The 21,149-nt window shown below is 68.1% G+C and carries 21 protein-coding genes and 3 pseudogenes; 9 read left to right on the top strand and 15 right to left on the bottom strand.

The window, feature by feature from the left end; all coding sequences use genetic code 11:
- Together O3Q52_RS06280 and O3Q52_RS06285 are read right to left on the bottom strand one after the other, a co-directional pair.
- A pseudogene (locus tag O3Q52_RS06280) lies at positions 1-355 on the bottom strand (hypothetical protein); the annotation flags it as partial.
- A gap of 2 nt (positions 356-357) precedes the next feature.
- A complete protein-coding gene (locus tag O3Q52_RS06285; protein ID WP_269647793.1) occupies positions 358-1,233 on the bottom strand; it encodes a helix-turn-helix domain-containing protein in 876 nt (291 codons plus the stop codon).
- 682 nt (positions 1,234-1,915) lie between these two features.
- On the opposite strand from O3Q52_RS06285, the gene O3Q52_RS06290 reads away from it, so the two are divergent.
- The 4 genes from O3Q52_RS06290 to O3Q52_RS06305 all read left to right on the top strand — a co-directional run bounded on the left by O3Q52_RS06290 (position 1,916) and on the right by O3Q52_RS06305 (position 4,916).
- A complete protein-coding gene (locus tag O3Q52_RS06290) occupies positions 1,916-2,410 on the top strand; it encodes a helix-turn-helix domain-containing protein (RefSeq protein WP_269647794.1) in 495 nt (164 codons plus the stop codon).
- Positions 2,411-2,585: 175 nt separating this feature from the next.
- Positions 2,586-3,140, top strand: a complete 555-nt coding sequence (locus O3Q52_RS06295; protein ID WP_269647795.1) for a secondary metabolite protein — start codon at positions 2,586-2,588, stop codon at positions 3,138-3,140.
- Positions 3,137-4,333: an MAB_1171c family putative transporter gene (locus tag O3Q52_RS06300; protein ID WP_119581996.1), complete on the top strand. Its 1,197-nt coding sequence runs from the start codon at positions 3,137-3,139 to the stop codon at positions 4,331-4,333. The genes O3Q52_RS06295 and O3Q52_RS06300 overlap by 4 nt, the downstream gene beginning before the upstream one ends.
- Entirely contained in the window at positions 4,323-4,916 is a 594-nt protein-coding gene (locus O3Q52_RS06305; protein WP_254076161.1) for a hypothetical protein, read from the top strand. Before O3Q52_RS06300 ends, O3Q52_RS06305 begins: the two co-directional genes overlap by 11 nt.
- Positions 4,917-5,015: 99 nt before the next feature.
- On the opposite strand, the pseudogene O3Q52_RS06310 reads toward O3Q52_RS06305, so the two are convergent.
- Positions 5,016-5,299, bottom strand: a pseudogene (locus O3Q52_RS06310) (transposase); the annotation flags it as partial.
- A gap of 154 nt (positions 5,300-5,453) precedes the next feature.
- On the opposite strand from O3Q52_RS06310, the gene O3Q52_RS06315 reads away from it, so the two are divergent.
- Entirely contained in the window at positions 5,454-5,924 is a 471-nt protein-coding gene (locus O3Q52_RS06315; protein WP_269647797.1) for a hypothetical protein, read from the top strand.
- A 617-nt stretch (positions 5,925-6,541) separates the two neighbouring features.
- Positions 6,542-7,036 carry a DUF6624 domain-containing protein gene (locus O3Q52_RS06320; RefSeq protein WP_269647798.1) on the top strand — a complete coding sequence of 165 codons (495 nt, stop codon included), beginning with the start codon at positions 6,542-6,544 and terminating at the stop codon, positions 7,034-7,036.
- 758 nt (positions 7,037-7,794) lie between these two features.
- Here the strand turns inward: O3Q52_RS06320 and O3Q52_RS06325 are convergent.
- The 5 genes from O3Q52_RS06325 to O3Q52_RS06345 are packed head-to-tail and all read right to left on the bottom strand — an operon-like array spanning position 7,795 to position 10,866.
- The gene (locus tag O3Q52_RS06325) at positions 7,795-8,799 is read right to left on the bottom strand and encodes a DDE-type integrase/transposase/recombinase (protein ID WP_332112873.1); all 1,005 of its coding nucleotides are present in this window, start codon (positions 8,797-8,799) and stop codon (positions 7,795-7,797) included.
- Positions 8,800-8,819: 20 nt separating this feature from the next.
- A complete protein-coding gene (locus tag O3Q52_RS06330) occupies positions 8,820-9,212 on the bottom strand; it encodes a transposase (RefSeq protein ID WP_269647799.1) in 393 nt (130 codons plus the stop codon).
- Positions 9,209-9,940 carry a restriction endonuclease gene (locus O3Q52_RS06335; RefSeq protein WP_269647800.1) on the bottom strand — a complete coding sequence of 244 codons (732 nt, stop codon included), beginning with the start codon at positions 9,938-9,940 and terminating at the stop codon, positions 9,209-9,211. The genes O3Q52_RS06330 and O3Q52_RS06335 overlap by 4 nt, the downstream gene beginning before the upstream one ends.
- Before the next feature lie 33 nt (positions 9,941-9,973).
- Positions 9,974-10,654, bottom strand: coding sequence for a restriction endonuclease (locus O3Q52_RS06340; RefSeq protein ID WP_269647801.1), 681 nt, complete (start codon positions 10,652-10,654; stop codon positions 9,974-9,976).
- On the bottom strand, positions 10,654-10,866 hold the full coding sequence (locus O3Q52_RS06345) for a hypothetical protein (protein WP_269647802.1): 213 nt from the start codon (positions 10,864-10,866) through the stop codon (positions 10,654-10,656). Before O3Q52_RS06345 ends, O3Q52_RS06340 begins: the two co-directional genes overlap by 1 nt.
- 958 nt (positions 10,867-11,824) lie before the next feature.
- On the opposite strand from O3Q52_RS06345, the gene O3Q52_RS06350 reads away from it, so the two are divergent.
- From O3Q52_RS06350 to O3Q52_RS06360, 3 genes and pseudogenes are all read left to right on the top strand, one after another.
- On the top strand, positions 11,825-12,838 hold the full coding sequence (locus O3Q52_RS06350; protein ID WP_269647803.1) for a carbon-nitrogen hydrolase family protein: 1,014 nt from the start codon (positions 11,825-11,827) through the stop codon (positions 12,836-12,838).
- A 659-nt stretch (positions 12,839-13,497) separates the two neighbouring features.
- Positions 13,498-13,596, top strand: a pseudogene (locus O3Q52_RS06355) (transposase); the annotation flags it as partial.
- Between the two features lie 128 nt (positions 13,597-13,724).
- The gene (locus O3Q52_RS06360; protein ID WP_240439549.1) at positions 13,725-14,279 is read left to right on the top strand and encodes an aminoglycoside nucleotidyltransferase; all 555 of its coding nucleotides are present in this window, start codon (positions 13,725-13,727) and stop codon (positions 14,277-14,279) included.
- Positions 14,280-14,339: 60 nt separating this feature from the next.
- Here the strand turns inward: O3Q52_RS06360 and O3Q52_RS06365 are convergent, their stop codons facing one another.
- Genes O3Q52_RS06365 through O3Q52_RS06395 form a run of 7 tightly spaced genes read right to left on the bottom strand, consistent with a single transcriptional unit; the run spans position 14,340 to position 21,083 of the window.
- Entirely contained in the window at positions 14,340-14,888 is a 549-nt protein-coding gene (locus tag O3Q52_RS06365) for an NUDIX hydrolase (protein WP_269647805.1), read from the bottom strand.
- On the bottom strand, positions 14,885-15,376 hold the full coding sequence (locus O3Q52_RS06370) for an adenylyltransferase/cytidyltransferase family protein (RefSeq protein WP_269647806.1): 492 nt from the start codon (positions 15,374-15,376) through the stop codon (positions 14,885-14,887). Before O3Q52_RS06370 ends, O3Q52_RS06365 begins: the two co-directional genes overlap by 4 nt.
- Entirely contained in the window at positions 15,373-16,413 is a 1,041-nt protein-coding gene (locus O3Q52_RS06375) for a Gfo/Idh/MocA family protein (RefSeq protein WP_269647807.1), read from the bottom strand. The genes O3Q52_RS06370 and O3Q52_RS06375 overlap by 4 nt, the downstream gene beginning before the upstream one ends.
- The gene (locus tag O3Q52_RS06380; RefSeq protein WP_269647808.1) at positions 16,410-17,399 is read right to left on the bottom strand and encodes a hypothetical protein; all 990 of its coding nucleotides are present in this window, start codon (positions 17,397-17,399) and stop codon (positions 16,410-16,412) included. Before O3Q52_RS06380 ends, O3Q52_RS06375 begins: the two co-directional genes overlap by 4 nt.
- Entirely contained in the window at positions 17,396-18,955 is a 1,560-nt protein-coding gene (locus O3Q52_RS06385; protein ID WP_269647809.1) for a hypothetical protein, read from the bottom strand. Before O3Q52_RS06385 ends, O3Q52_RS06380 begins: the two co-directional genes overlap by 4 nt.
- The gene (locus O3Q52_RS06390) at positions 18,952-20,337 is read right to left on the bottom strand and encodes a nucleotidyltransferase family protein (RefSeq protein ID WP_269647810.1); all 1,386 of its coding nucleotides are present in this window, start codon (positions 20,335-20,337) and stop codon (positions 18,952-18,954) included. Before O3Q52_RS06390 ends, O3Q52_RS06385 begins: the two co-directional genes overlap by 4 nt.
- Positions 20,337-21,083 (bottom strand): class I SAM-dependent methyltransferase, encoded by a 747-nt coding sequence (locus O3Q52_RS06395; protein ID WP_269647811.1) that lies wholly within the window; start codon positions 21,081-21,083, stop codon positions 20,337-20,339. The genes O3Q52_RS06390 and O3Q52_RS06395 overlap by 1 nt, the downstream gene beginning before the upstream one ends.
- Between the last annotated feature and the right edge of the window lie 66 nt (positions 21,084-21,149).

A 21,149-nucleotide genomic window follows, 5' to 3' on the forward strand; every position in this document is an offset into this window, starting at 1 on the left:
GCGCGGTGCCGGCGGCGACGGCGCGGCGGGTGCCGACCAGCCCGGCGGTCCAGGCGGCCTGGTCGCCCGGGTCGACGGACGGCGTGGGATCGGTGTGCCGGGCCAGGCGGTCGCGTCGGTAGCTCTCCCAGGGACGGGCGATGTCCGCGGGCAGGATCTGGTATGGCGAGGTGCGGATGTGCTGGCGGGCGGCGACGCGGGCGTCCCAGCCGTGCGGGGTGACCATCGGCACGTCGCCGAGCAGCTCATGCCACTGGGCGAGCTGGTCGCGGGCCTCGCCCTGGTCGGTGCGGATGGTGCGGGGGTCGAGTCGGCCGATGTAGGCCAGCAGGGCGGCGGTTTCGCGGCGGTCCACGGTCAGCCCTCCGTTCCGGTCGGCTCGTCGAGGGCGGCGAGTAGGGCGGCGGTGTGGGCCTCGGCCCGCGTCATGCCGCCCGGCACGGCGGGGCCCTTGCCAGCGACGGCGTAGAGGTTCGGGCGACCCGGGGCGTGCTCTCGGGCAACCCAGGAGCGCCAGTCGGCAGCCCAGGCATCCGCCGGTCTCGGCTTGAAGTCGGCCCGGTGGGCACGCCACTTCGCGTCGGCAGCTTGCAGACCTTGCTCGCCGAGGCGGTCGAGGTGTCCCTGCTGGCGGGTCCAGGTGTGGGTGGCTGGGTCGACCTGCCACTCGGCAGCCGAGATGACGCCAGCACCACCACTGCTGTACCTACGGTTCAAATCCGGTTCACTACGGTTCTGTGTGCCGGTTTCCGGTACATCGCTGTGCCGGTTTCCGGTACGTCGAGGTGCCGGTTTACGTCGGGACCTGCCGGATTCCAGTACTGCCGGTTTCCGGACCCTCGCGGGGGATTCCGGCACCTCACGGGGGCGGATTCCGCACCGTCGCAGGGCCGAGATCCGGAGCGTCAGGGTGGCCTCGGGCGCATGGTCGGCGTCCTCGTCCTCCGCGGTCTCTGCCACGGCCTTGGCGGCGAGGGGGAGGCGATAGACGGTGCTGCGCTGCGGGCCGGTGAGGTCGTCGAGCTGCTCCAGCTCACCGGCGTGGACCAGGCGGTCGATGGCCTCGCGCACTGTGGAGACGGAAGCGCGCGTGCGCTTGGCCAGGCTGGACAGCGAGGCCCAGGAGACGCACTGCTCGTCGGCCACCCGGTCGGCGATCGACAGCAGGACCAGACGCGCGGTCCCCCGGCTGGAGCTGTGCTCCCACACCCAGTCGCGGGCTTCACTGCTCATCGGCCGCTCCCGCTCACGAGGCAGGACCGGCGGCTTTCCGAGGCCGTGATGGCGTGCTCCGGGCCGGGGCGGTAAGGCGCCGAGACGAAGGAGGCTGCCGCGCAGGCCAGGCAGTTCGGCCTTTTGCGCAGGGCAGGAGGCATGCAAGAATCCCCTTTGCAGTGTTGCCACGCTGAAGCGCCCCGTGGAAGGGATCAGCGTGGTGATGGTGGGCAATCTCCGCCCTTGCCGGGGCGGTTTGTGCCGTTGAGCGTTCGGCGTCCGGGAGTTCGCACCTCTCGGACGCCGTCGCTGTCATGCGGGCCTACGAGGCCCGGAGTGAGCGCATGCGCTTCTCCTCGTTCGTCGTGCGGGCCGGCTGCCCGGCGGACGACGAACATACGCACGACCCTGCGTCAAGATCCAGACTTGGTTCTTAAACTCTGTAGAAGTCGCGCGGCCGAGCGCGACGCGGGGCGGGTCCTCATGAGCGGTCCTCGGGCCTAGGGGTATGGCGAGCCGCAGGGAGCGATGCGCTCTGCCGCCTCCCCGACGTTGCAACACTTTGGTGTTGCCGTGGCTGGAACATACGCCAAAGTGATCCCCGCCTGTCAACACCGTAGTGTTCCGTCTCGCAGGTTGGTCTCACATCAACACTGGAGTATCGTCAGGTCTTCAGGGCGTAGATGGGAGGAGCCGGGTGATGGTGGAGTCCAGCGGATCGGCGGAGGTGCCCTCGGGGCCGTCCGGCGGTCGGCAGCTGAGCCTCGCCGACAAGCTGAACCACCTCTTCGAAACGGTGAAGAACCCGGCGACGGGCAAGAGGTACACCAATGCGGAGGTGTCTCGCGCGATCCGTGAGGCCGGCGAGGCGGACGGCCTCACTGTCTCGGAGAGTGCCATTTCGCAGCTACGCTCCGGAGCCAAGCCGAACCCGACCGTGAATACCGTCGAAGCGCTGGCGCGCCACTTCAATGTCACGCCCCAATACTTCTTCCCTGACTTCGACGCCGAGGAGTCCGAGAAGATCCGGGCCTCTATGGAGCTGATCGCGGCCGTGGGGGACAGCAAGGTGCGAGGGCTCGCACTGCGAGCCAATGGACTCTCGGCCGACAGCCTCAAAATGATCACGACGGTAATTGAACAGGCGCGTCGCCTAGAGGGCCTTGATAAGCCTGATAATCCCTCAGTAACGTGACCTCCCTCACCCGCTATCCCGTTTTGACGGATATGCCTTCAAGATCCTCTTGGTCGCCCGGTGAGGCTGTGTAAAGCTCCGTTGGGCCGCGGGGAATTCTCGTGTGCTGGTGAGTAAGAGTCGAGTAAGGACTGCGTACTGCGCCTGCTCGGGGATCACAGCAAGGATCTCGTTCATGTTCAATCGGCGCTATGCGCGAAAAGAAGCGCAGCTGAGGCGACAGTGCGAGGAGCAACTGCGGGGAATCGAAATATCCGACCCCTACGCGGTGGATGAAGTATGCCGCCAGTTGGCGGACAAGCGTGGGCGCCCGCTGCACCTCCACGAACTGCCCGACCTGGGGGGCGTCAACGCCCCGTGCGGTCTCATGATCTCCTTCGACAGCGGAGATCACATATTTCATGTGACGGCGACAAGTGAGCGGCACCGCGCGCAAATAGTCCGCCATGAATTGGCACACCTACTCCTCGGGCACGCCAGCGAGAACGCGAGCGTCGTGGAGTCGCTCCTGTCGGTCATGCCGCCGGGCGTCGACCCCTCGGCCGTGCTCACAGCGCTCGGCCGGACCAGCTACGACAGTGAGACCGAGTACGACGCTGAGATGGCTGCCTCGTCCCTCGGTGAGCTGTTCGAGGAACTGGCCCACTCCGGTCGAGAACCAGGGCGGCCAGGCGCCATGACGCGTCTTGACGACGCCCTCGTCCATCCCCGGAGGAACCGCCGCTCATGAACACCCCGACCCTCGTCGCCGGCTCCCTGTGGCTCGTGACTCTGTGGCGTCTGCCGGCCATCCGTCACTCCCACAAGCAGCGGAGCCTTGCGCTCACGTTCGCGGCCCTGGCCGCGGCCATGACCTTCGAGGTGCCCGCCGTCAAAGCCGCCATCAGCGACAACGCCGGCGTCACCAGCCTTACTCCGCTGCTGAAGCACCTGCTCGGCGTTACCTCCGCGGCCTTCCTCCTGGACTTCATCGTCGCCGTCGTCCGCCCGCAGGGCCTGGCCCGCCGCACCAGGCTGGCAGCGATCGCAGCCACGCTCCCCCTCATGGTCCTCTTCTATGCGCTGGCCAACTGGATGCCAGGTGGGCCAGTACGGGTCGGCGACGGCGAGCGCGCCATCTACCCGGTTCTCTACACGGCGGTCTTCACGCTGTACATCGGCATCGCCATGTTCGTCGCCACCTGGCTTTTCCTCAGCGGCGTCCGGCACAGCCGCACCTTCCTGGGCAGGGCCGGCCTCGGCCTCATGGGGCTCGGCACGCTGCTCGGCAGCCTCTATGCCCTGCAGCGCGTCGGCTTCGTCACGCTGGACCTCGCCACCGGAGTCCGGTATCCGACGCTGGAGTACCAGATCTCCACTGCACTCAAGCAGTTGGCGATTCTGTCGATCGCGCTCGGCAGCTGTCTGCCACCGCTCTCCGTGGCCGTGGAGTACGTCAGATCCTGGATCATGCTCAGGCGGCTCCAGCCTTTGTGGAAGCGCCTGACAGACGCCGCTCCCCACGTGGTGCTCTCCGCATCGGTTCCAAAGCAGCGTGTCGGCTTCCGACTTGAACGATGCGTCATCGAAATCGAGGACGCGTGCCTGGCGCTACGTGAATACGTGTCCGTAGATGTCCGCGAGCGGGCTCGCGCCCTCGCCTTCCAAAAAGGCGTAAGCGAGCAGGAAGTTGATGCTGTGACAGAAGCCGCCTGGCTGCGCGTGGCCGCTAGCGCCGCTCGAACAGGAAACCAACTTGAAGATGTTGAGTACCCGCCCCTCGGTGTCACTGGAAGGGACCGGCCGAGTGAACTTGCGTGGCTCCACGCGGTATCCCGCGCCTACGTTTCTTCACCCGTCGTAACAGAATTCACCCGCCAGGAAGTCGCGCTTGCGGCCTTGCCGACAGGCGGACCGGAAAGGGACTCCTCCCATGACAACTGACGTGCACCCCGCGGAGTCCAAACTGGCGCGCCGCATCACCGACTGGCTTGAGCCGAAGAACTGGATTATCGCCGTCACTCTCCTGATCGGCTGGCACACGGCGCAATGGATTGGCGTCGCCTGGGGAGCGGTCGGCGCACTCTTCGCCGCCATCATTCCCATCACCTTCATCAAGTACGGCATTCGGAAGGGCCATTGGGGCGATCGGCACGTCGGGGCCAAGCCTGCACGGCTGGTCGTCATGGCCGTCATCCTGCTCTCCGTGGCCACCGGAATCCTTCTCATGGCCGCCGCAGGCGCCCCGCGGACGATGACCGCCCTCATCGTGTCGATGCTGGTCACCCTGGCGATCCTCGCCGTGATCACGTTCGTCTGGAAGATCTCCGTGCACCAGGCCGTCTCGGCAGGTGCCTGCGCGATGCTCGTACAGACCTACGGTGCGTGGATGGCCCTCGGGTTCCTCCTGGTCGTCATTGTTGGATGGTCCCGGGTCGAGCTGCGGGACCACACACGCAACCAGGTCATCGCGGGCACAATTCTCGGCACCATCGTGGCCGCGGCCGTGTTCCAGCTGGCACGCTGATCAGCCCGCCGTCGGCCTGACGGCGGGCGATCGGCGCCCGCTACTCTCGGCGCCGTGACCCAGCAACCGCTTCCCGGAGACGCTGCCGCACTGTGGCCTGCCGGTGTACTGGCGCTGGACGGCGACGGTATGGCTGCCCTTCTTCAGGTCGCCGGTCTCGTCCACGACCAGCACCGCGGCATCGTCGTGGAGATGCTCGAGACATATGCATGCACGTCATCGCGGACGGCGTTCGGCGTCCCAGACGGCTCGGCACAACAGATAGCTGCATGCCATGTGGGCCGGCCTCCCCAGCCCACTCCACGATGGTCCAGGCCCAGCACCATCTGCCCGGCCCGCAGGCGGGGTTCGGCCCGGGGGAACCGGCCCGCAATCCGTCCCATAGCCACTCGAACACCTCCCGCCATCGGGCGGGATCTATGCTGTGGCCTGCGGCCACCGTCTCATCGTCAGTCCACACAACTCACGATGATCAACGGTGGCCGCACCCGTCTCTGCACCGGTCCCGGACCAAGTGCACGGCCAAGAAAGCAGCTCATGATCGCCACTGTCCTTGCCGTCATCGGGACGCTCCTGGGATCGATTGTCACCGGCACGTTCCAACACCTGGCGGCTGGCCGCGCCGAGCGCGCAGCCGCCGCTGAGCAGTTGCGCCGCGACCGGCTCGACGCGGTGACCACACTCGCCTCCGCCGACTCCGACCACCGACGGGCCTTGTGGATGCGTGGGGAGGCTCGGCTGCGCGGGGTCAGCGACGTTGAGCTGGAAGAACTACGAGCCAGGTCTCACATCACCCGCTCCGCCATCACCCGCCCCCTGGTTGCGCTGCGGCTCCTCGTGCCCGACCCGGCTGTCCACGCCACCGCACAGGCGATGGTTGTCGCCACCTACAACATGGTCGATGCCGCCACGACCATCGAGGAACTCACCGCAGCGCAGGACGCTGCACGGGCGGCACACGACCGCTTCATTGACGCTGCAGCTGCGTACTTCAGCGCCATCACCTGACAGGGCCGATGCCCCATGGCCTGAGGCGAGTCGCTCTATGCCGACGGCAGTCAGACACCAAGATCACGATCTACCACTGGAGCATTGGTCGCGACTCCGTGATCTGGTACGGCGAATCTTCTCGCCTGGGGAGGCGACACCCCAGAGGGCGACGGGCCCGGCGAGTGCTCGACTCAGCGGCAACAGCGTCGCCTTGTTCCGCTGCCCATCAGGACGCTCTCCCCGCCGTGCGTGAAGCTGGACTGCGTGGGCCGCCGCGACGGCGTCCTCGGCGATCACCGCGTGCTGCCGAGCCCAGGACCGGTCGGACAGCACCGTGACCGTAGTCAGGGGAAGACGACCTCTTGGGCTGAGAGGAACGGTGGCCTGGCTCGCTGTTGGTCCGGCCATCGGGTCCGATGACCTTGCCCGTGTCCTCACCGCCGCCGGCCGGCCTGAGTAAGCCCAGCCCCTCGCCGCCCCGGTCCCTCCCACCGCGGTGCGCGTCTTCGGCGACGCCACACACCCGGCATGACCTGCGCCTTCCACCATGCCCGCGCGCCCCTCGCGACCAGTGGCGGAGGGTGCATGGGTCCCTTGCCTTGTCCAAAGTCCCGAACGAGGTCAATCTGTACACGATGAACCACGACCTCGCCGCTGAGATCCACCGCCGCGCCGAACAAGACCAAGCTGCACGGTGCGTCGCGGCCAATACTCGAGACGGACGCGAGATGTGCCGGATCGACGCCGAAAACACCGCCTGGCTCAAGCAGGTAATCGCCGAACACGGCTGGCCAGGTGTCGCGTTAGTGGGCGCGCCGGGAGCCGAGGAGGCGTGGCTTCTCGCCCAACACGCCGACCTCGCTCCCACCTTCCAGCGCCAGGCGCTCGAACTCCTGAAGGCTGCGGTCGCGGCCGGAGACGCCTCTCCACGCCAGCTCGCCTACCTCACCGACCGGGTCCTGGTCGCCGCTGGCGAACCCCAGGTGTACGGAACGCAATACACCGACGACCCAGACGGCTCGAACCTGCGCTTGCAGCCCGTTGCCGACCCTGACCGGCTCGATGAACGCCGCGCCGCGATGGGCCTGGAACCAGCGGCGGACTATGACCAACGCATGCGCGGTCACTGACCGCCCCAGGGAAGTTGGGCGCAGGAGACCATGGTGAAGTAGTGCGGTGTCAGCGTGCGTTTGACCGTCAGCAAGCGAGCGGCGAAGTCTCGCAGCCGCTCGTGGACGCGGCGGCGAGGGCGTCAGCTGTGTTCTCGCCGATGAATACGTGCTCGCCTGTGGTGTCGGTGAAGGAACGCCTCCGGGGACCCGGGGTTGCGGGTGGCGTAGGAGTACACCGTCCCCCGGGGCACATCGTTGGCCGTAGCGCTGAGACGCAGCATGGCCGCTTCGACAGCGGCCGGCGGGACCGCGTGGCCGGTGTGGCGGGGCGAGGGAAGCGGTGATCATGCCCAGGTTCCGTAGCGCCACCCGGGCGGGGGCGGCGTGCCGGGAGAGGCGCTCGGCTCGGGTACGCAGCCAGGTGGTGTCGGCTGCGACGTTGGGCCTCGGGCAGGGCCCTCATTACCGCGTCTGCACCAAACGGGTCGAGCGCGGCCGTGGTCGAGTCAAGGTCGCGGGTGAGCGTCATAGGTCCTCTCTCTGCTCCCGTGGCCAGCTCCCGTGCACGGTCATTCGATGAGATGGTCGTCCCGGTAGGACCACACGCGGCCAGCGCTCAGGGTGTCGAGGTAGTCGATGTCCGCATCAGGTGTCCCGGCTGGGGTCACTGCGTCGTGCTCGGGATACCGAGGACGTCGTACAGGTGCTGGCCGTGAGCCCATTTCTTCAGTTCGGGACGGCCCGGAAGCTGTCAAGTCAAATGAGACGGTATGAAGCTATGAGTTCTGTTTCTGGGGTTCTGTCTCAGGTCGGGGCTCGTTGATCCAGACGGCCGCGGGCAGCGTCGGTGGCTGGGGCCGGCGGCCGAAGCGTTCGGGATGCGCCGTATATGCCTGGGCGAGGGTGACGGCCCGTTGCTGGCGCACCAGGTCGGCGGTGCCGAAGTGGACGCTGGCCGGGGTGTGCAGGCCGATCGCCGAGTGTCGGTGCTCGTGGTTGTAGTAGGTGAGTAAACCGTCGCACCAGTCGCGGGCATGCTGCAGGGAGCCGAACCGGTCGGGGAAGTCGCCGCTGTACTTGATGGTCTTGAAGTGGGCCTCGCTGTAGGGATTGTCGTTGGAGGTTTTCGGCCGCGAGTGGGAGCGGGTGACGCCGAGATCGGTCAGCAGCTGGGCGACCGGCTTGGAGGTCATGGAGGTGCCCCGGTCGGCATGCACGGTGTGCGGCACGACGCCGTTGGTCTCGATCGCCGTGCGGATCAACTCCTCGGCGATCAGGCTGTCTTCCCGTGCGGCGACCGTCCAGCCGACGACGTAGCGGCTGTAGATGTCGATCAGGACATACAGGTGGTACCAGTCACCCTTGCCCGGCCCGCGCAGCTTCGTGATGTCCCACGACCACACCTGCGAGGGCCCGTCGGCGACCAGTTCCGGCTTGACCTTCGCGGGGTGCGTGGCCTGGCGGCGGCGGTCGCCGCTCTGTCCGGCGGCCCGCAGGATCCGGTACATCGTCGAAGGCGGGCACCAGTAGGTGCCGGCGTCCAGTTCCCGGGCCCACACCTGGGCGGGCGGCAGCTCGGCGTACTCCGGCCGGTTCAACAGCTCCAGTACTGCGGCCCGTTCCGCGTCCGACAGGGCTGACGGCGGAGCCGGACGCGGTTCCGGCTCCCTGGCCAGGCGGGGCTTCAGACGCCGGTAGTGCGTCGCCCGGGAGCGGCCGGTCAGCCGGCAGGCCGCCACGGTGCCCAGATGCACCTGAAGGCCGGTGAACGCCTCGTCCACGACCGGGTCGGCGGCGTCGCTCAGTCCGCGCTCTCGGCAAGCAGTTCCAAGAGCGCGGAAGCTTTTCCCATGACCTGAAGAGCGGCATCGCGCTTGGCCAGGTCCTTCTCCAGCCGGGCGACTTTCTTGCGCAGCCGTTCCAGCTCGGCGGTTTCCGCGGCCTTCTTCGGTCGGGCCGAGCTGGTGCGCCGGTCGCTCAGGGCCGTCAGCCCTCCGGCGTCCCGGGCGGCCCGCCACTCGAGGATGTGGGAGTGGTACAGCCGCTCGCGTCGCAGGATCGCGCCCTTCTCCCCGGTCGGGGCGGCGTCGTACTCGGCGACCATGCGCAGCTTGTATTCCGGGGAGAAACGGCGGCGGGTCGGTCTCGGTGCCGGGTCCTCAGACTCGGCTATCGGGCCATTCGTGCTGGTCATACGGGGGTGGACTCCTGTCTCGCCCGGGAAGGATAACCCGGCATACCGGGTGTCTCACCGCAGACTGACAGGGAGGGGCCCATGAGGATGAGGTCGTGGTGCGCGGCGAAGTCGATCGCAGGCTGAGTGAAGCCGTTGAGGCCGATCATGATCGGTACATCGGCTCCGTGGTGGAGGCGTGCCGTGCCGTTGAACTTCTGCACGTGCCCCGAGCCGACGGGGTTCTGGTACTGCTTGCATTGCAAGATCAGGAGCCGATCGTCGTAGTCGCGGGCGGTGACGTCCACGCCGAGGTCTCCGGCGCCTCCCACCCGCCGTGTCCTGCGGAAGCCGTCACGGGCTAGGAGATCGGCGCACGCCTGCTCGAAGCCCGTCGCGGTCATCGCGGCGAGTTGCTTCATCTTGAAGGTCAACACATCCGGATCCACGGCTTCGCCCGGTGCGGCGGTGGACGCGTAGTCCTCGCCGTCACCAACGTAGGTGTACGTGCCGGCGCCGAACCGGAACGACAGCAGCCTCGTAACGAGGGTGAGTGTGGCCAGTGTGCCGACGGCGATGAAGCCGGTCCACCAGGGGTGATCAGCTATCAGCCCCCACAGGTCCACGGTGATCCACCGGCTGACGTCGTCCGTGAGCCACTCCCACACCATCTTGCCGATGGCCAGCGCAAGGACGGCGTACAACAGAAACTTCAGCAGCGGGTCGAGTGACCCGTCTTCATCGAACACAACACCTCCAAGACGTTGACGATGAGGGGCGTGTCAGGCGGCGCGCCTGAACCGGGCACGGCGGGAGCGTGCGGGCAGCCCGAGGAGCTCGTGCAGCGCGGTGCCGGTCTCCGCCCAGCGCCGGAGTCTGTTCCGGTCGACCCAGTGGACGCTATGCCGGTCGCCCCAGGCCATGGCGTCTCGGGTGAAGGTGCTGTTGGTGACGACGACGGCGTGGTCGGCGCGGTGGGCCGGGCCGGCCGTCCCTTTCACCGCGTACATGACTGAGGACCCCACTTTCCCGCCGACGCGGGTGTGCTTGGCCTGGACGACGATCCGGCCAAGGTGCGTGTGGTCACTGATGACGTCAGCGGCCTGATCGCCGCTGCCGCCTACGCGGCGTGCCGACCAGCCGTCGCGGACCAACAGGTCCCGCAAAGCGTGCTCGAACTGCCGGTCGTCCATGGCGTCGAACTCGGCCAGGGTGATCCGCAGCGTGGCCAGCCGCTCGGCGGCACGCCGTCTACCGTGCACCGTGCGCGCGATCCGCCAGGCCCCGACGGCCCCCGCCAGCAGGACCAGGGCCAAGAGGAACGGCCAGGCGTCCTTGAGCGCTCCGACCGCCGCGGCGGCCATTTGGAACGTCAGGACCAGGGCGGCCAGCGCCACGACAGTGGCGGAGAGGAACTCGGGCGCGCCGCGCGGGCGGCGAATGCGTAACTGCTTTCGCCCCATCAGCGGGCGGCCGGAGTGGAGACGGCCGGCTGCGGTTGAGCGGGCGGCGTCGTGGAACTAGCCTCGCCGAACCCGAACACCTGCCCCCATAACCAGATGCCGGCCGCAAGGCCGGCGATCATCCAGCCGGTCATCCGCTTCCCGCTGCCCGGCTTCGGATTGCGGCGAATGTGGCCGCGTACGTAGTGGAAGCCGTTCGGCGCCTTCGACATGGTGTCCCCTCCCGTATGCGAGCCGCGGTCGCGGCCTGTCCCTCGAAAATGGTGTAGCAGCGGGCACTGACAGAAACTGATGGATCATGACGAGAGCGAGCCGGGGCAGGCCGTCATCAAGCCAGGCGCGCCACTCCGAGCTGTCAGCCCACCAGGATGGAAGCCTGGGCTGCTGACCTCGGCGGATGAACCTGCCGACTCCTGACCGGTCAGGAATGTCCCGCCCCGCCGAAGCGCTTCGAGGTTCACGACAGGGTGTCTCTCACCTGCGAAGAACCGCCGCGGTCACCACCGGCGGTCCCGCGATGGTGAATGGCGAAATGCAGCAGGAGCGCACTCGTTGTTGTTCTGCGCCGGGGTCGCCCCCGGCCTGGGTTCTTCGCGGCCTTCTTTATCGCGCCGTCCTCTCAACGGCACCCAACGGAGCGGGGCTTGTTGGACTCGGTCTACTGGGGTGACAGGGGCGGACGGGTCAGCCACATCTTGATCAGCACGCCGGGCATCTGACCGGCTCATAGGGCGCGATGGCCGCACTGATCACGTCAGCGAGCTCATCGACGGTCTGCACAGTGTGCCGGGGCGGGGTGATCCAGATCCGCGGCTCGGCGTCCGGCCCGCCCTGGTTGGGGATCGGTTGCGCGTACAGGTGCTGTGTCCGCCGGGGCCCTGCCCTTTGCCCCACGTTGCTTTCTCTGTCAAGTTCAGTGTGTTGAGCTGAGGTGTTCCTCTCCAGCGGCCGGCCGGGCGACGGCGCGCTGGACGTGTTGAAGGATGTTGACGGAGCCCGCGAGCGACGGCATGATGACCGACTGCGTGGCCTACGCCAAACCTCCCGCGACCGTCCCCAGCGCGGTCTCCCATCGGAGGCAAAGGGACCAGCGTCTCAGGTCGTTGTTGCAGCCCGATCGCCTCGGGCGAGGTTGCTGGGGAGCCTTCGCTCAGGGCGTGGAAGGCCGCGATGACAGCCCGTAGGAACTTCAAGCACCAGGTGCGTGCCCGCGCCGCCAAGACCGGCGAGTCCTACACGTCCGCCCTCCGGCACTTCCGTCCGACTCCATCAGGAGACGTCATGTCGGAAGCAAGGAATCCCAAGAGCGTGCGGCTCGCCGTAGCGCAGACCCCCGTACGCGAAGACCCCCGAGACGCGGAAGCGCTGCGCGAAAGTGGGCGTGAGGTCCGTGCTCTGATGCGCGAGGCCAGTGCTCAGGGAGCGAGGATCGTGCACTTCCCGGAAGGCGCGATCTGCTTTCCCAGCAAGTTCGTCATGTCCGTCGATGGCCCGGACGCGGTCGGCCCGGCGGACTGGGATCGGTGCCAGTGGCCCGTGCTCCGATCGGAGTTGGCTGCGATCGCCGAGCTGGCCCGCGAGTTGCGGTTGTGGACGGTGATCCCGTCGGTGCACCGCTTGACCGGCCCGAACCGTCCGCACAACAGCCTCTATGTCATCTCCGATCGCGGGGAGGTCGTCACGCGTTATGACGAGCGCCTGATGTCGAAGACGAAGGTCTCGTACATGTACTCGCCGGGCGTCTCACCGGTGACCTTCGAGGTCGACGGGGTGCGCTTCGGCTGCCTGCTCGGCATGGAGATCCACTACCCGGAGTTGTTCGCGGAATACGAGAAGCTGGATGTCGACTGCGTCCTGTTCTCCACCAGCGGCACCCCGGGTAACACCGCCGCCCAAGCCCAAGGCCACGCCGCGGTGAACAGCTACTGGGTCAGCCTGTCAGGGCCGACACAGCAGAGCGCCACCGCACCGTCCGGAATCGTCGCTCCCAACGGCGACTGGCTTGCGCGGTGCCCCGCGGACGACTCGCCATCCGTGGCTGTCGTGAACCTCGACGACAGTGCCGAGGCCGCCACATGGGCACTGACCTACGCGCGTCCCTGGCGTCGTGAGGCGCGCGCGGGCGTCTACACCGGCCACCAAGTGATCGACCCGCGCAGCGAAGACCGGACAGCAGCCTTCTAGCCCAGAAACAGAATCCGAGGTGTCGCGGCGCACGAGATGGCTCCCGGCGCCGCGAACACCTCGGTGAGAGCACACCGTCCGCGCCGTACCCGAGTAACCCGACCTGCGCCCAACGGCGAAAGGCCCGCGGCGTCAGGCAACGGACCTCGCTCAACGGACCTCGCTGCTCCGGGCGTTCCTCGTCCGAGCAGCCGGGATCAGGACCCGCTCGCCGTTCCTACCGAGGGCCGCCCTCGTGCTCACGGATCAGCGCGGCCGGCCCACGGTTCCGCCGCGCCCCACCAACCCGACGTGGATTCCGCAGGGATTGGGTCCGCCAGTTCTCGAAGTCCCACAGATCGTCGGCCGTGGCTGAGCTCCGCGCCTTCCCGCCACAGGAAGTCGAAGAACAGGCACTCGATCCCCTGCCACCCGGCGATCCTTCGGCGCTCAGTACGTACGCCGACCTGGCACGCATCCGCTCTTGCTCGATCCGCTCCAACACGTCGATCCAACAGGGAAGGTGGGGTACTTCTCCCAGCCCGGCAGCCAGAACGGGTGCGGGCCGCCTCACGTCAGATCCGGCTGGGCCGGTCGCGGCTTCGGAGGCCGTGTGTGTAGGACGGCCCGTAGACGATCGCCCAGAGTCCGTCGGAATGCTCGAGGACGTCCGTCGTCTACAGCAGGGCAGCATGATCCGCCGCTACATCGTCTGGTGGAACAACCACACCGCCGACGAACGACTACGCAAGGTCGTCGACAGGGCGAACGTTGCCTGAGGCGGCACTAGATCCGCCGCCGGGCTCGACGAGGCGTAGGCGGTCTTGGCGTCTCTCCCCGGGAGCCAGTCCGGTGAAGCCGAAGTGATCGCCAGATGTGGGGTCGGGCTAGCCTCTACCCTGATGCGGTGAGCCATTATTCGATGTCAGCCAAGGATGTAGTTGCGCTTGTGGAACGGCTCGACGCCCACGGCGTAGATGCGTGTGTTGGCGGCGGGTGGGGCGTGGATGCGCTGCTCGGGGAGCAGACGCGAGAACATTCAGACCTTGACGTATGGGCGCCGGCCGCCCATCTGGAGTCGTTGTTCGTCGCGTTCGCTGAGGCTGGTGTCGACCGGATCTTCCCGTGGCCTGGTGACAGGCCGTGGAACTTCGTCTTGCACGACGGTGTTCGGCTGCGGGTCGACTTGCACCTCTACGAGCCGCTCGCGGACGGATCGCTGCATTACGGATCCGTGGTGGAGGGCGGTCCTTTCCCGGCTGAGGCCCTCGCCGGACGTGGTTCGATTGCCGGAACTGCAGTGCGGTGCGAGTCGGCCGAGTGGGCGGTGCGCTGGCATACCGGCTATCCGGCTCGTGATGTCGATCGCCACGACGTGCCCTTGCTGTGCCAGCGGTTCGGGATCCCTCTGCCTGAGGGCTTCGAGCCGCTTGAGGAGCGTTCCCCAAGCGGCCCGGCGTAGACGCAGGTGACCCTTCTCGATCGGTGTCTCCTCGTGCCCGACGCTGGAAGCTCAGTCTTCTCAGTCTGAGGAGACGTCGGCAGGGTGCCGGGCCTCGCGTAGCAGGGCGAGGAACGGCAGCCAGGTGCAGGTCGCGCACCGCTGCCGGACTTGCGCAGGGGTGAACCATCCGGCAGGCCCGCACTCCGAGTCCCGGGGTGGGGCCACCGGCGGATCGGCGAGGCCGGTCTGCGCGGTGAACATCAGCGTGTACGACACTGGGAACGGGTACGGATAACTGTCCTGTGGCTTCTCGTGCAAGGTGAATCGTTGCCATCCGAGCAGCGTCAGTGTCTCGGAAGGTACGAGAAGCCCGGTCTCTTCGCTGATTTCTCTCGCTGCCGCACGCCGGGCGTCCTCGCCCGGGTCGATGTGGCCGCCGGGCACGTCCCAGCCCCGGCCGGGAAGGTTGACGTGCGTCAGCAGCAGGCGGCCTTCTGCTTCGGATACGAGGGCGAAGGCCGCGGTGGTCAGGTGCTGGGGCGGGGAGAAGTCTGCGGGGACCACCTCCATCAGATGCGGCACCGGGATCCATGGGGCGCTGCCGGTGGCGATGACCTCCTCCGTCATAGGTTCGCTCGCAGGGTGTCGACCAGCGTGGTCGTGGAGTACGGCGCAATCCGGTCGATCGCGTGTACGTGTGCCGCGACCTCGACGGCGGACGCCACTTCACTCGGGTACGCGGTGATGCTTGCGCGCGCGGTGGCGAAGATCTGCGGGCGCAGGAAGCGGATCTGGCGGTCGGCGGTGGGCTCGTCGTAGAGGAACACCCGGTCGACGCACCTCAGAGCGCCCACGAGGACGGCGCGTTCGCGTTCGCCGACGATGGGCCTGCTCGGGCCTTTGAGGTCCCGGACCGACTGGTCGCTGTTCACCCCGACGACCAGGAGGTCACCCAGCCGGCTCGCCTCCTCCAGGAACGTCAGGTGTCCCGCGTGCAGGAGGTCGAAGCAGCCGGTGGCGAGCACGACGGTCCGGTCGCCGGGCCGGCTGCTGAGCCAGTCCCGGATGTCGTCGAGTGGGACCGGGCCGGTTCCGTCGTCGCGCGGCGCCGTCATCGCGCGGTGCCCATGAGCAGGTCCCGCGCCGGTGTCAGCTCGACCCACCGGCCGTCGTCGGCGGCCGAGGCGTAGGCGCCGTCGATCACCAGGGAGGTCGTGAGGGACTCGGCGAGCAGCGGTGCCGCCTGTTCCGGGTGCTGTGTCTTGGTCAGGAAGTCGGCGAACATCGCGGCGAACCAGTCGGGGTGCCTGGGGTCGTCGAAGTTGGACAGCAGGCTGGTGCGGTGCAGCCGGCCGTCCAGGCTGTACTGGACGTCGTCGTTCTCCACGGTGACGCTGCCGCTGCTGCCGATGACCGAGTAGTAGCTGTTGCGGTATCCGGCCGACCAGGTCACATCCAGTTCGATCTGGACGTCGTCGTCGCAGCGGATCATCAGCATCGCGGTGTCCTCCGTGCCGGTGTGGCCGTCGTGGCGCATAGCACCGGTCAGGCAGGACACGGCCAGCGGCGTGCGTCCGGTCAGGTGGGTCGCCAGGTACACGCTGTGCGGACCGTGGTCGCGGAGGATGCCGCCGCCGGAGATGAGCGGATCGCGCCGCCAGTGCGGGTTCCACTCGGGGACGCCGACGGCGTGGCCTTGGCGCAGGGTGCGGAAGCGGGCGCTCAGGACGTCGCCGAAACCGGGGCTGTGGACGACCTGTTGCATGGTCTCCAGGATGGGGGCGAACTTGTAGTTGTGGCAGGGGTAGAAGACCTTGTCGGAGGCCGCGATCTGGTCGAGTAAGCGGTCGTAGCGACCCTCGTGTGGCATCAACACCGGTTTTTCGCACAGCACGTGCAGACCGTCGCGCAGCCCGAGCTCGATGTAGCTTGCGTGGCTGTTGGGCGGCGTGCAGATGTCGACGAAGTCGACAGCCTCGCGGTCGATCATCTCCGCGTAGGTGGCGTATGCGCGCAGCCCGGAGCTGCGGGCGGCTGCCGCGCGTGCTGGGGTGGGGTCGACGACGGCGGTCACGTCGATGCCTTCGGCCTGGCGGTATCCGATGACGTGACCGGTCGCGATGGTGCCGTAGCCGATGAGGGCGCCCCTCATGATGTACCTCCGTCACAGAGCAGTTGGAGAAGCTGGTCGCGGTGTGCGGTGAGCTGGACGTCCGAGCGCACGTGGTAGGTGGGGCAGTTGTTGACTGCCGCGTGTAGCTGTGTCCGCATCCGTGCGTACTGGGTGGAGAAGGCGCGGTAGTCGCCGCCGCACAGGTCCAGCAGGTCCTCTTCGAGCCGGTAGACGTTGAGCCCGAAGGCGAACTGTTCGACGATGCCGGCCGCCTCGTCGGGCGGCAGTTGCTGCACGTCGTGTTCCCCGGGGGCGCGGAAGTCGGCGATCCACACGGCGCGCAGCGGCATCGCGGCACCCGTGTGGTGGGGGAACGCGTCGTACGGGTCGACGAGGCGCTCGCTCGGGTCGAGGGCCGCGGTACTCGCCGCCTGGTCCAGCCAGGGGCCGGGCCGCATCCTCATGGTGCTCGCGACGCCCTGGACGGCCCCGTCTGCGAGGACCACGTGTGAGTTGGTGATGAACGTCGCGCCGTTCCGGCACAGCCCGGTGACCAGGACGGTTTTGCCGGCGCCACCGCGGCCGACGATCAGCGTCGCCCCGTCGCCGAAGGCGAGGGCGGCTGCTTTGAGGAAGAGTCCACCGGTGGTGGCGGTGTGCCGAAGGAGCAGGTACTTCACGACGTACGGCCAGACCAGCCGTTCCAGGTGGTCCCCCACGAGCACGATCCGGTTGCCCGAGCTGGACATGCGCACCGGTGCGCCGAAATGGTCGGTCACGTAGTAGCCGGAGGCGAAGTTGCGGGCGCGCGCCGTGGTGTCGGCGGGCAGGCCGGGATCGGCGTCCGACAGGCACCACAGTTCCACGTCGGGCACGGTGCCGACCGGCATCCGGGCGGCACGGCTGTAGTAGCGCAGCGCGGGGAAGCCGGCCTGGTCGCTGGCGATGCGCAGGGTGAGCGGGCCGATACGGACGACCTGATCCGTACGCAGGCACACCGGTCCGGGCAAGGGCGGGTGCGTCATCGTCCTTCCTCCCCCAGGGGCGTGCAGGCCGACCGGAAGTAGTCGGGATCCTGCCGGGCGGTGTCCAGGACGTCGATGCGGTCCACCAGTGCGCGGATTGCCGCGTGCGGCGCGGTGACGGGCCCCGTGTCGTTGCCGGCGAGAAGCTCGGCGACCTCGGCGACGACGAACTGCCGTTCCGCCTCGTCCACCGCGTCGGCGACGGACTGGACCGCGTCGTCGAAGCAGCCGTGCCGGCGGCCCGCGATCAGGATCTCGGTGGTCTTGCGGTCGTAGTCGTCCGCGTCGGTGCGACCGGCGCAGCTCAGGTAGTGCTCGACACGGAAATTGACCAGGCCCGGATATCGGGGCTGCCCGGTGACGGGGTCGAGGTCCGGCGATCGGACCTGCCAGATCTGCCGGTCGGTCCGGTTGTAGGCGCCCAGGTCCGGGTCGGTGATGCCGCGCGCGGCGAGGACCGCCGTCACCTCCGGGCGCGGCGGGAACGGCACCGGGCCGGACGCGTCGAAGTCCCAGGTGTCGGGGTCCAGGTAGCCGTTAAGGCACGCGCGGACCTCGTCTTCCGGGCAGAGGACCCCGAGTTCCTCGACTCCGATCTGACCGCGGCAGTAGGCGCCCCGGTCCTCGTGCGGTACGGGAGCTGCGTTGACTTCGGGGACCTGTGTCTTCTCGAAGTCGACGAGATGGTGTACATGGCCGTGCACGAGGACGTTGCGGGGGCTCAGGTCGCGCCAGAGGATGCCGCGGTCGAGCAGGGCGTTCATCAGATCCCGGTAGTCGCGCAGCAGCGACGTGTGCTCGCCCGGTGCCAGCAGCATCGACTCGGCGGTCTCACCGGGCGCCCACTGCCAGACGGCATAGACGTGCCCGGTGGCGCCGTCCCGGATGGTCGCGAGCAGGGGTGCGAGCTGAAGGCGCCGGTCCCGGCCGAAGGTGACCGGGCCGGCGAGCCGGGCGGCGATGGCGCGGTAGGCGAACTGTTCCTGGGCGAACCGGCCAGGTTTGGCCGGGTTGGCACGTTTGCTGATCACACGGGTGCCGTCGGGCAGACGCCACGACTTGACGATGCCCTGGCGCAGGCGCGCGTTCGGCCCGGGCACCTCGTGCTGGCTCTCCACGAAGTCCGAGAATCCCGTGCCGAAGCCGGCCAGCAAGGCAGCGATCATGTCCCGATACCCGGGATCAGGTACGTAGGCCCGGGTGCGGTTGTCGGCTGCCGTCAGCACCTGTCCCAGGTCGCCCGTGAGCCTTATCTGAGCAGTGCCGGGGCGGGCGAACCGGCGCCGCCCGATCTCGTGCTGCAACCGGGCGCGCTCCCGAGCGTTCTTCGTGGACGCGAGGCGTTCACACAGCCCAACGACGGCGTCGGGCGAGTCCGGCCGCAGGTAGACCGCGACCATGCGGCAGTCCCCGGTTACCTCACGCAACCGGGCTGCCACTCCGGCGGCGCGCGCCGGCAGCTCCGCCAGCCGCTCACCGATCAGGGCCTGGACGCTGGCCTCGACCCGGCCGGTCGTGTCCCAGGAGTATCCGGGGAGCCGCGTGGCGCGGATCACCGGACACCCACCGGATCCGCCGATCGACAGGTGGCGGGAAGCAGTACGGCCGACAGCAGCGCCCCGGACGCGTCCTGCTCGGCCACACCGACCAGCATCTCGCCGCCCGCATGGGGGACGGGGTAGCGCAGCCGGACTCGACGTCCCGAGAGTAGGTCGCAGGTGTCATGGCCGCCGACAGCGGTCAGCTGTCCATCGGCCAGGACCCACTCCGTGCCGATCGCTCCGAAGTCGACCCGGCCGCGTTCGGTCGCCGCGTCGGTTGATTCCGGCAGGCCGACCGTGATCGTCACTTCGTCGCCGTCGCGGCGGACCTCGACCGTCCAGGGCGGCGCCGGGCGGCCGGTGTCCAGTTCGATCCGGCTTCCGAGCAGGGGCTTCACGGTGGCGAGGTCGAACCAGTCGGGTAGGAGCAGCGCCTCCTCGTCGACCGGAAGCCGCGCCCAGAAGTCCCACCACAGGCAGCGGGGAAACGGTCCGGTGCCGGCCGGTACAGGTAGCGGATTCCTCCGGAGGAGCACGGTCGAGGCCCAGCCCGCCCAGCTCACCGCGTCCCCCGCGTCCAGCTCCGCGACCAACGCGAGGAACCTCTGCGTATCGAATGCCTCGTGCTGGACCAGGGCGTGCAGGTCGGCCAGCTCGGCCAACTTGACGTACGGCTTGGCGCGATGCGACAGCGACCACATGTTGGTGAAGTTCAAGAAGGCGTGGGCGCAGAGCACGATCGTCAGCAGGCAGGGGTCGGGAACACTGACCCGGCCCACCGTGACGGTGCCGCCGTCGACCAGCTGGCCGTGCCGGATCGGGTGCATCGAGGGAGCGCGGCGCGGCTGATACCAGGTCCCCCGCTCCGGGGGTGTGAGGTCCGCGTGCCGTACCGCGCCGTACCCGGGTACCGGAAGGTAGGCGTGCACGTCGATCTCGACGCCCGCACGGGTGAATTCGCCGAGTTCGTGGAGGAACGGTGCCCGGGTGCGCTCGTAGCCGAGCCGGGTCAACGTCTCGATTAGCGGCCCCCCGTCGGCACAGACCAGGTCGATGTCCCCGCACCGCAGCAGGTGCTTCTGGCCGGTGAGTAGCCCGGTCGCGATCCCCTTCACCACCACCGGCGGTGGCTGCTGCTCGCCGAGCGCTGTCACGATGCGATCGACCGCACGGATGTGTGCCTCGGCGAGCGCCAGGGTGTCGGCATGCATCGCCGCTACGGGCCCACCGAGCCGGTCACGCAGCCATTGCGGCCCGGTGGGAAGGCGCCGGGCCAGACGGCCGCTGAGCGCGTGCTGCACGATCAGATCGAGCAGCACGCGGTCGTCGAAGTCCTGATCCTCCGGGGTGTCGTGTGCATCGGCAGCCCACCGCAGGACCTGCGTGAGGGCGCCCATCACAGCACCACGAACGCGGGGTACGGCGACTGCGGAAACCGCTGGACGCGGTGGCCGGTGAGGTCGATCGCGTTCTTCAGCGCGATGGTCTCGCCGGGGAAGTCCGGGTGCGTCAGCTCGTCGAAGGCCAGGACACTGCCGGCGGGCATGTGATGGCGCAGCAGCTCCAGGCACGCGCGGGTCGGATCGTGCAGGTCCATGTCGAAGTAGGCGAGCGCCACGATCGTCTGTGGGTTGCGTTCCAGGTAGGCGGCCAGTTGCTCCGGAGCGTCGCCCTTGCACAGCTCGAACCGCTGGATGTGCGCCATCGGCGCTTCGGCCTCGTGCAGGCGCAGGACCTGTTCCAGGTAGTTCTCGTAGCCGGGCGTGACGCTCATGCTGCCCGCGAAGACCCGGTCGGAGTCGCCGTCCTGGGGGGCCGGGTCGAGGAAGCCGGTGAACGTGTCGAACCCGACGATCTTCCGGTACATGTTGGTCGGCTCGTGGCGGGCACGCAGCGCGTTGAACACGGACAGGTGGCGGCCCCAGCGGACACCGAACTCGACGATGATCCCGTGGACGCCGAGGATCTGCTGGTAGAGCTGTTCGAGAGTGAGGATCTCGTTGATGCGCTGCGGGCGCATGAAGACTTCGAGGTGGTCGAGCAGCGCGTCATCGGGGATCGGCCGTTCGGCGAACAGGTCCATGAGCCGGTTTCTGGTCGTCTGCTCCGTGTCGGAGGGCGCGATCAGCCGGGTTGTCGTCACTCGTGGTCTCCTCTAGTTTCGGCCGAACTCGTCGGCGAGTTGCGAAGGAATCTGTGCCGTCGTCGG

This window comes from Streptomyces sp. ActVer (genome assembly GCF_027270795.1).
Classification (GTDB): domain Bacteria; phylum Actinomycetota; class Actinomycetes; order Streptomycetales; family Streptomycetaceae; genus Streptomyces; species Streptomyces umbrinus_A.

What these genes read in the sequence shown, in the direction of transcription:
- O3Q52_RS06365 (WP_269647805.1), bottom strand. Translation starts at nt 14,888, where the DNA reads ATGACGGAGGAGGTCATCGCCACCGGCAGCGCCCCATGGATCCCGGTG.
- O3Q52_RS06380 (WP_269647808.1), bottom strand. Translation starts at nt 17,399, where the DNA reads ATGACGCACCCGCCCTTGCCCGGACCGGTGTGCCTGCGTACGGATCAG.
- O3Q52_RS06300 (WP_119581996.1), top strand. Translation starts at nt 3,137, where the DNA reads ATGAACACCCCGACCCTCGTCGCCGGCTCCCTGTGGCTCGTGACTCTG.
- O3Q52_RS06320 (WP_269647798.1), top strand. Translation starts at nt 6,542, where the DNA reads ATGAACCACGACCTCGCCGCTGAGATCCACCGCCGCGCCGAACAAGAC.
- O3Q52_RS06375 (WP_269647807.1), bottom strand. Translation starts at nt 16,413, where the DNA reads ATGAGGGGCGCCCTCATCGGCTACGGCACCATCGCGACCGGTCACGTC.
- O3Q52_RS06305 (WP_254076161.1), top strand. Translation starts at nt 4,323, where the DNA reads ATGACAACTGACGTGCACCCCGCGGAGTCCAAACTGGCGCGCCGCATC.
- O3Q52_RS06315 (WP_269647797.1), top strand. Translation starts at nt 5,454, where the DNA reads ATGATCGCCACTGTCCTTGCCGTCATCGGGACGCTCCTGGGATCGATT.
- O3Q52_RS06285 (WP_269647793.1), bottom strand. Translation starts at nt 1,233, where the DNA reads ATGAGCAGTGAAGCCCGCGACTGGGTGTGGGAGCACAGCTCCAGCCGG.
- O3Q52_RS06340 (WP_269647801.1), bottom strand. Translation starts at nt 10,654, where the DNA reads ATGGGGCGAAAGCAGTTACGCATTCGCCGCCCGCGCGGCGCGCCCGAG.
- O3Q52_RS06390 (WP_269647810.1), bottom strand. Translation starts at nt 20,337, where the DNA reads ATGGGCGCCCTCACGCAGGTCCTGCGGTGGGCTGCCGATGCACACGAC.
- O3Q52_RS06295 (WP_269647795.1), top strand. Translation starts at nt 2,586, where the DNA reads ATGTTCAATCGGCGCTATGCGCGAAAAGAAGCGCAGCTGAGGCGACAG.
- O3Q52_RS06345 (WP_269647802.1), bottom strand. Translation starts at nt 10,866, where the DNA reads ATGTCGAAGGCGCCGAACGGCTTCCACTACGTACGCGGCCACATTCGC.
- O3Q52_RS06290 (WP_269647794.1), top strand. Translation starts at nt 1,916, where the DNA reads ATGGTGGAGTCCAGCGGATCGGCGGAGGTGCCCTCGGGGCCGTCCGGC.
- O3Q52_RS06330 (WP_269647799.1), bottom strand. Translation starts at nt 9,212, where the DNA reads ATGACCAGCACGAATGGCCCGATAGCCGAGTCTGAGGACCCGGCACCG.
- O3Q52_RS06350 (WP_269647803.1), top strand. Translation starts at nt 11,825, where the DNA reads ATGACAGCCCGTAGGAACTTCAAGCACCAGGTGCGTGCCCGCGCCGCC.
- O3Q52_RS06370 (WP_269647806.1), bottom strand. Translation starts at nt 15,376, where the DNA reads ATGACGGCGCCGCGCGACGACGGAACCGGCCCGGTCCCACTCGACGAC.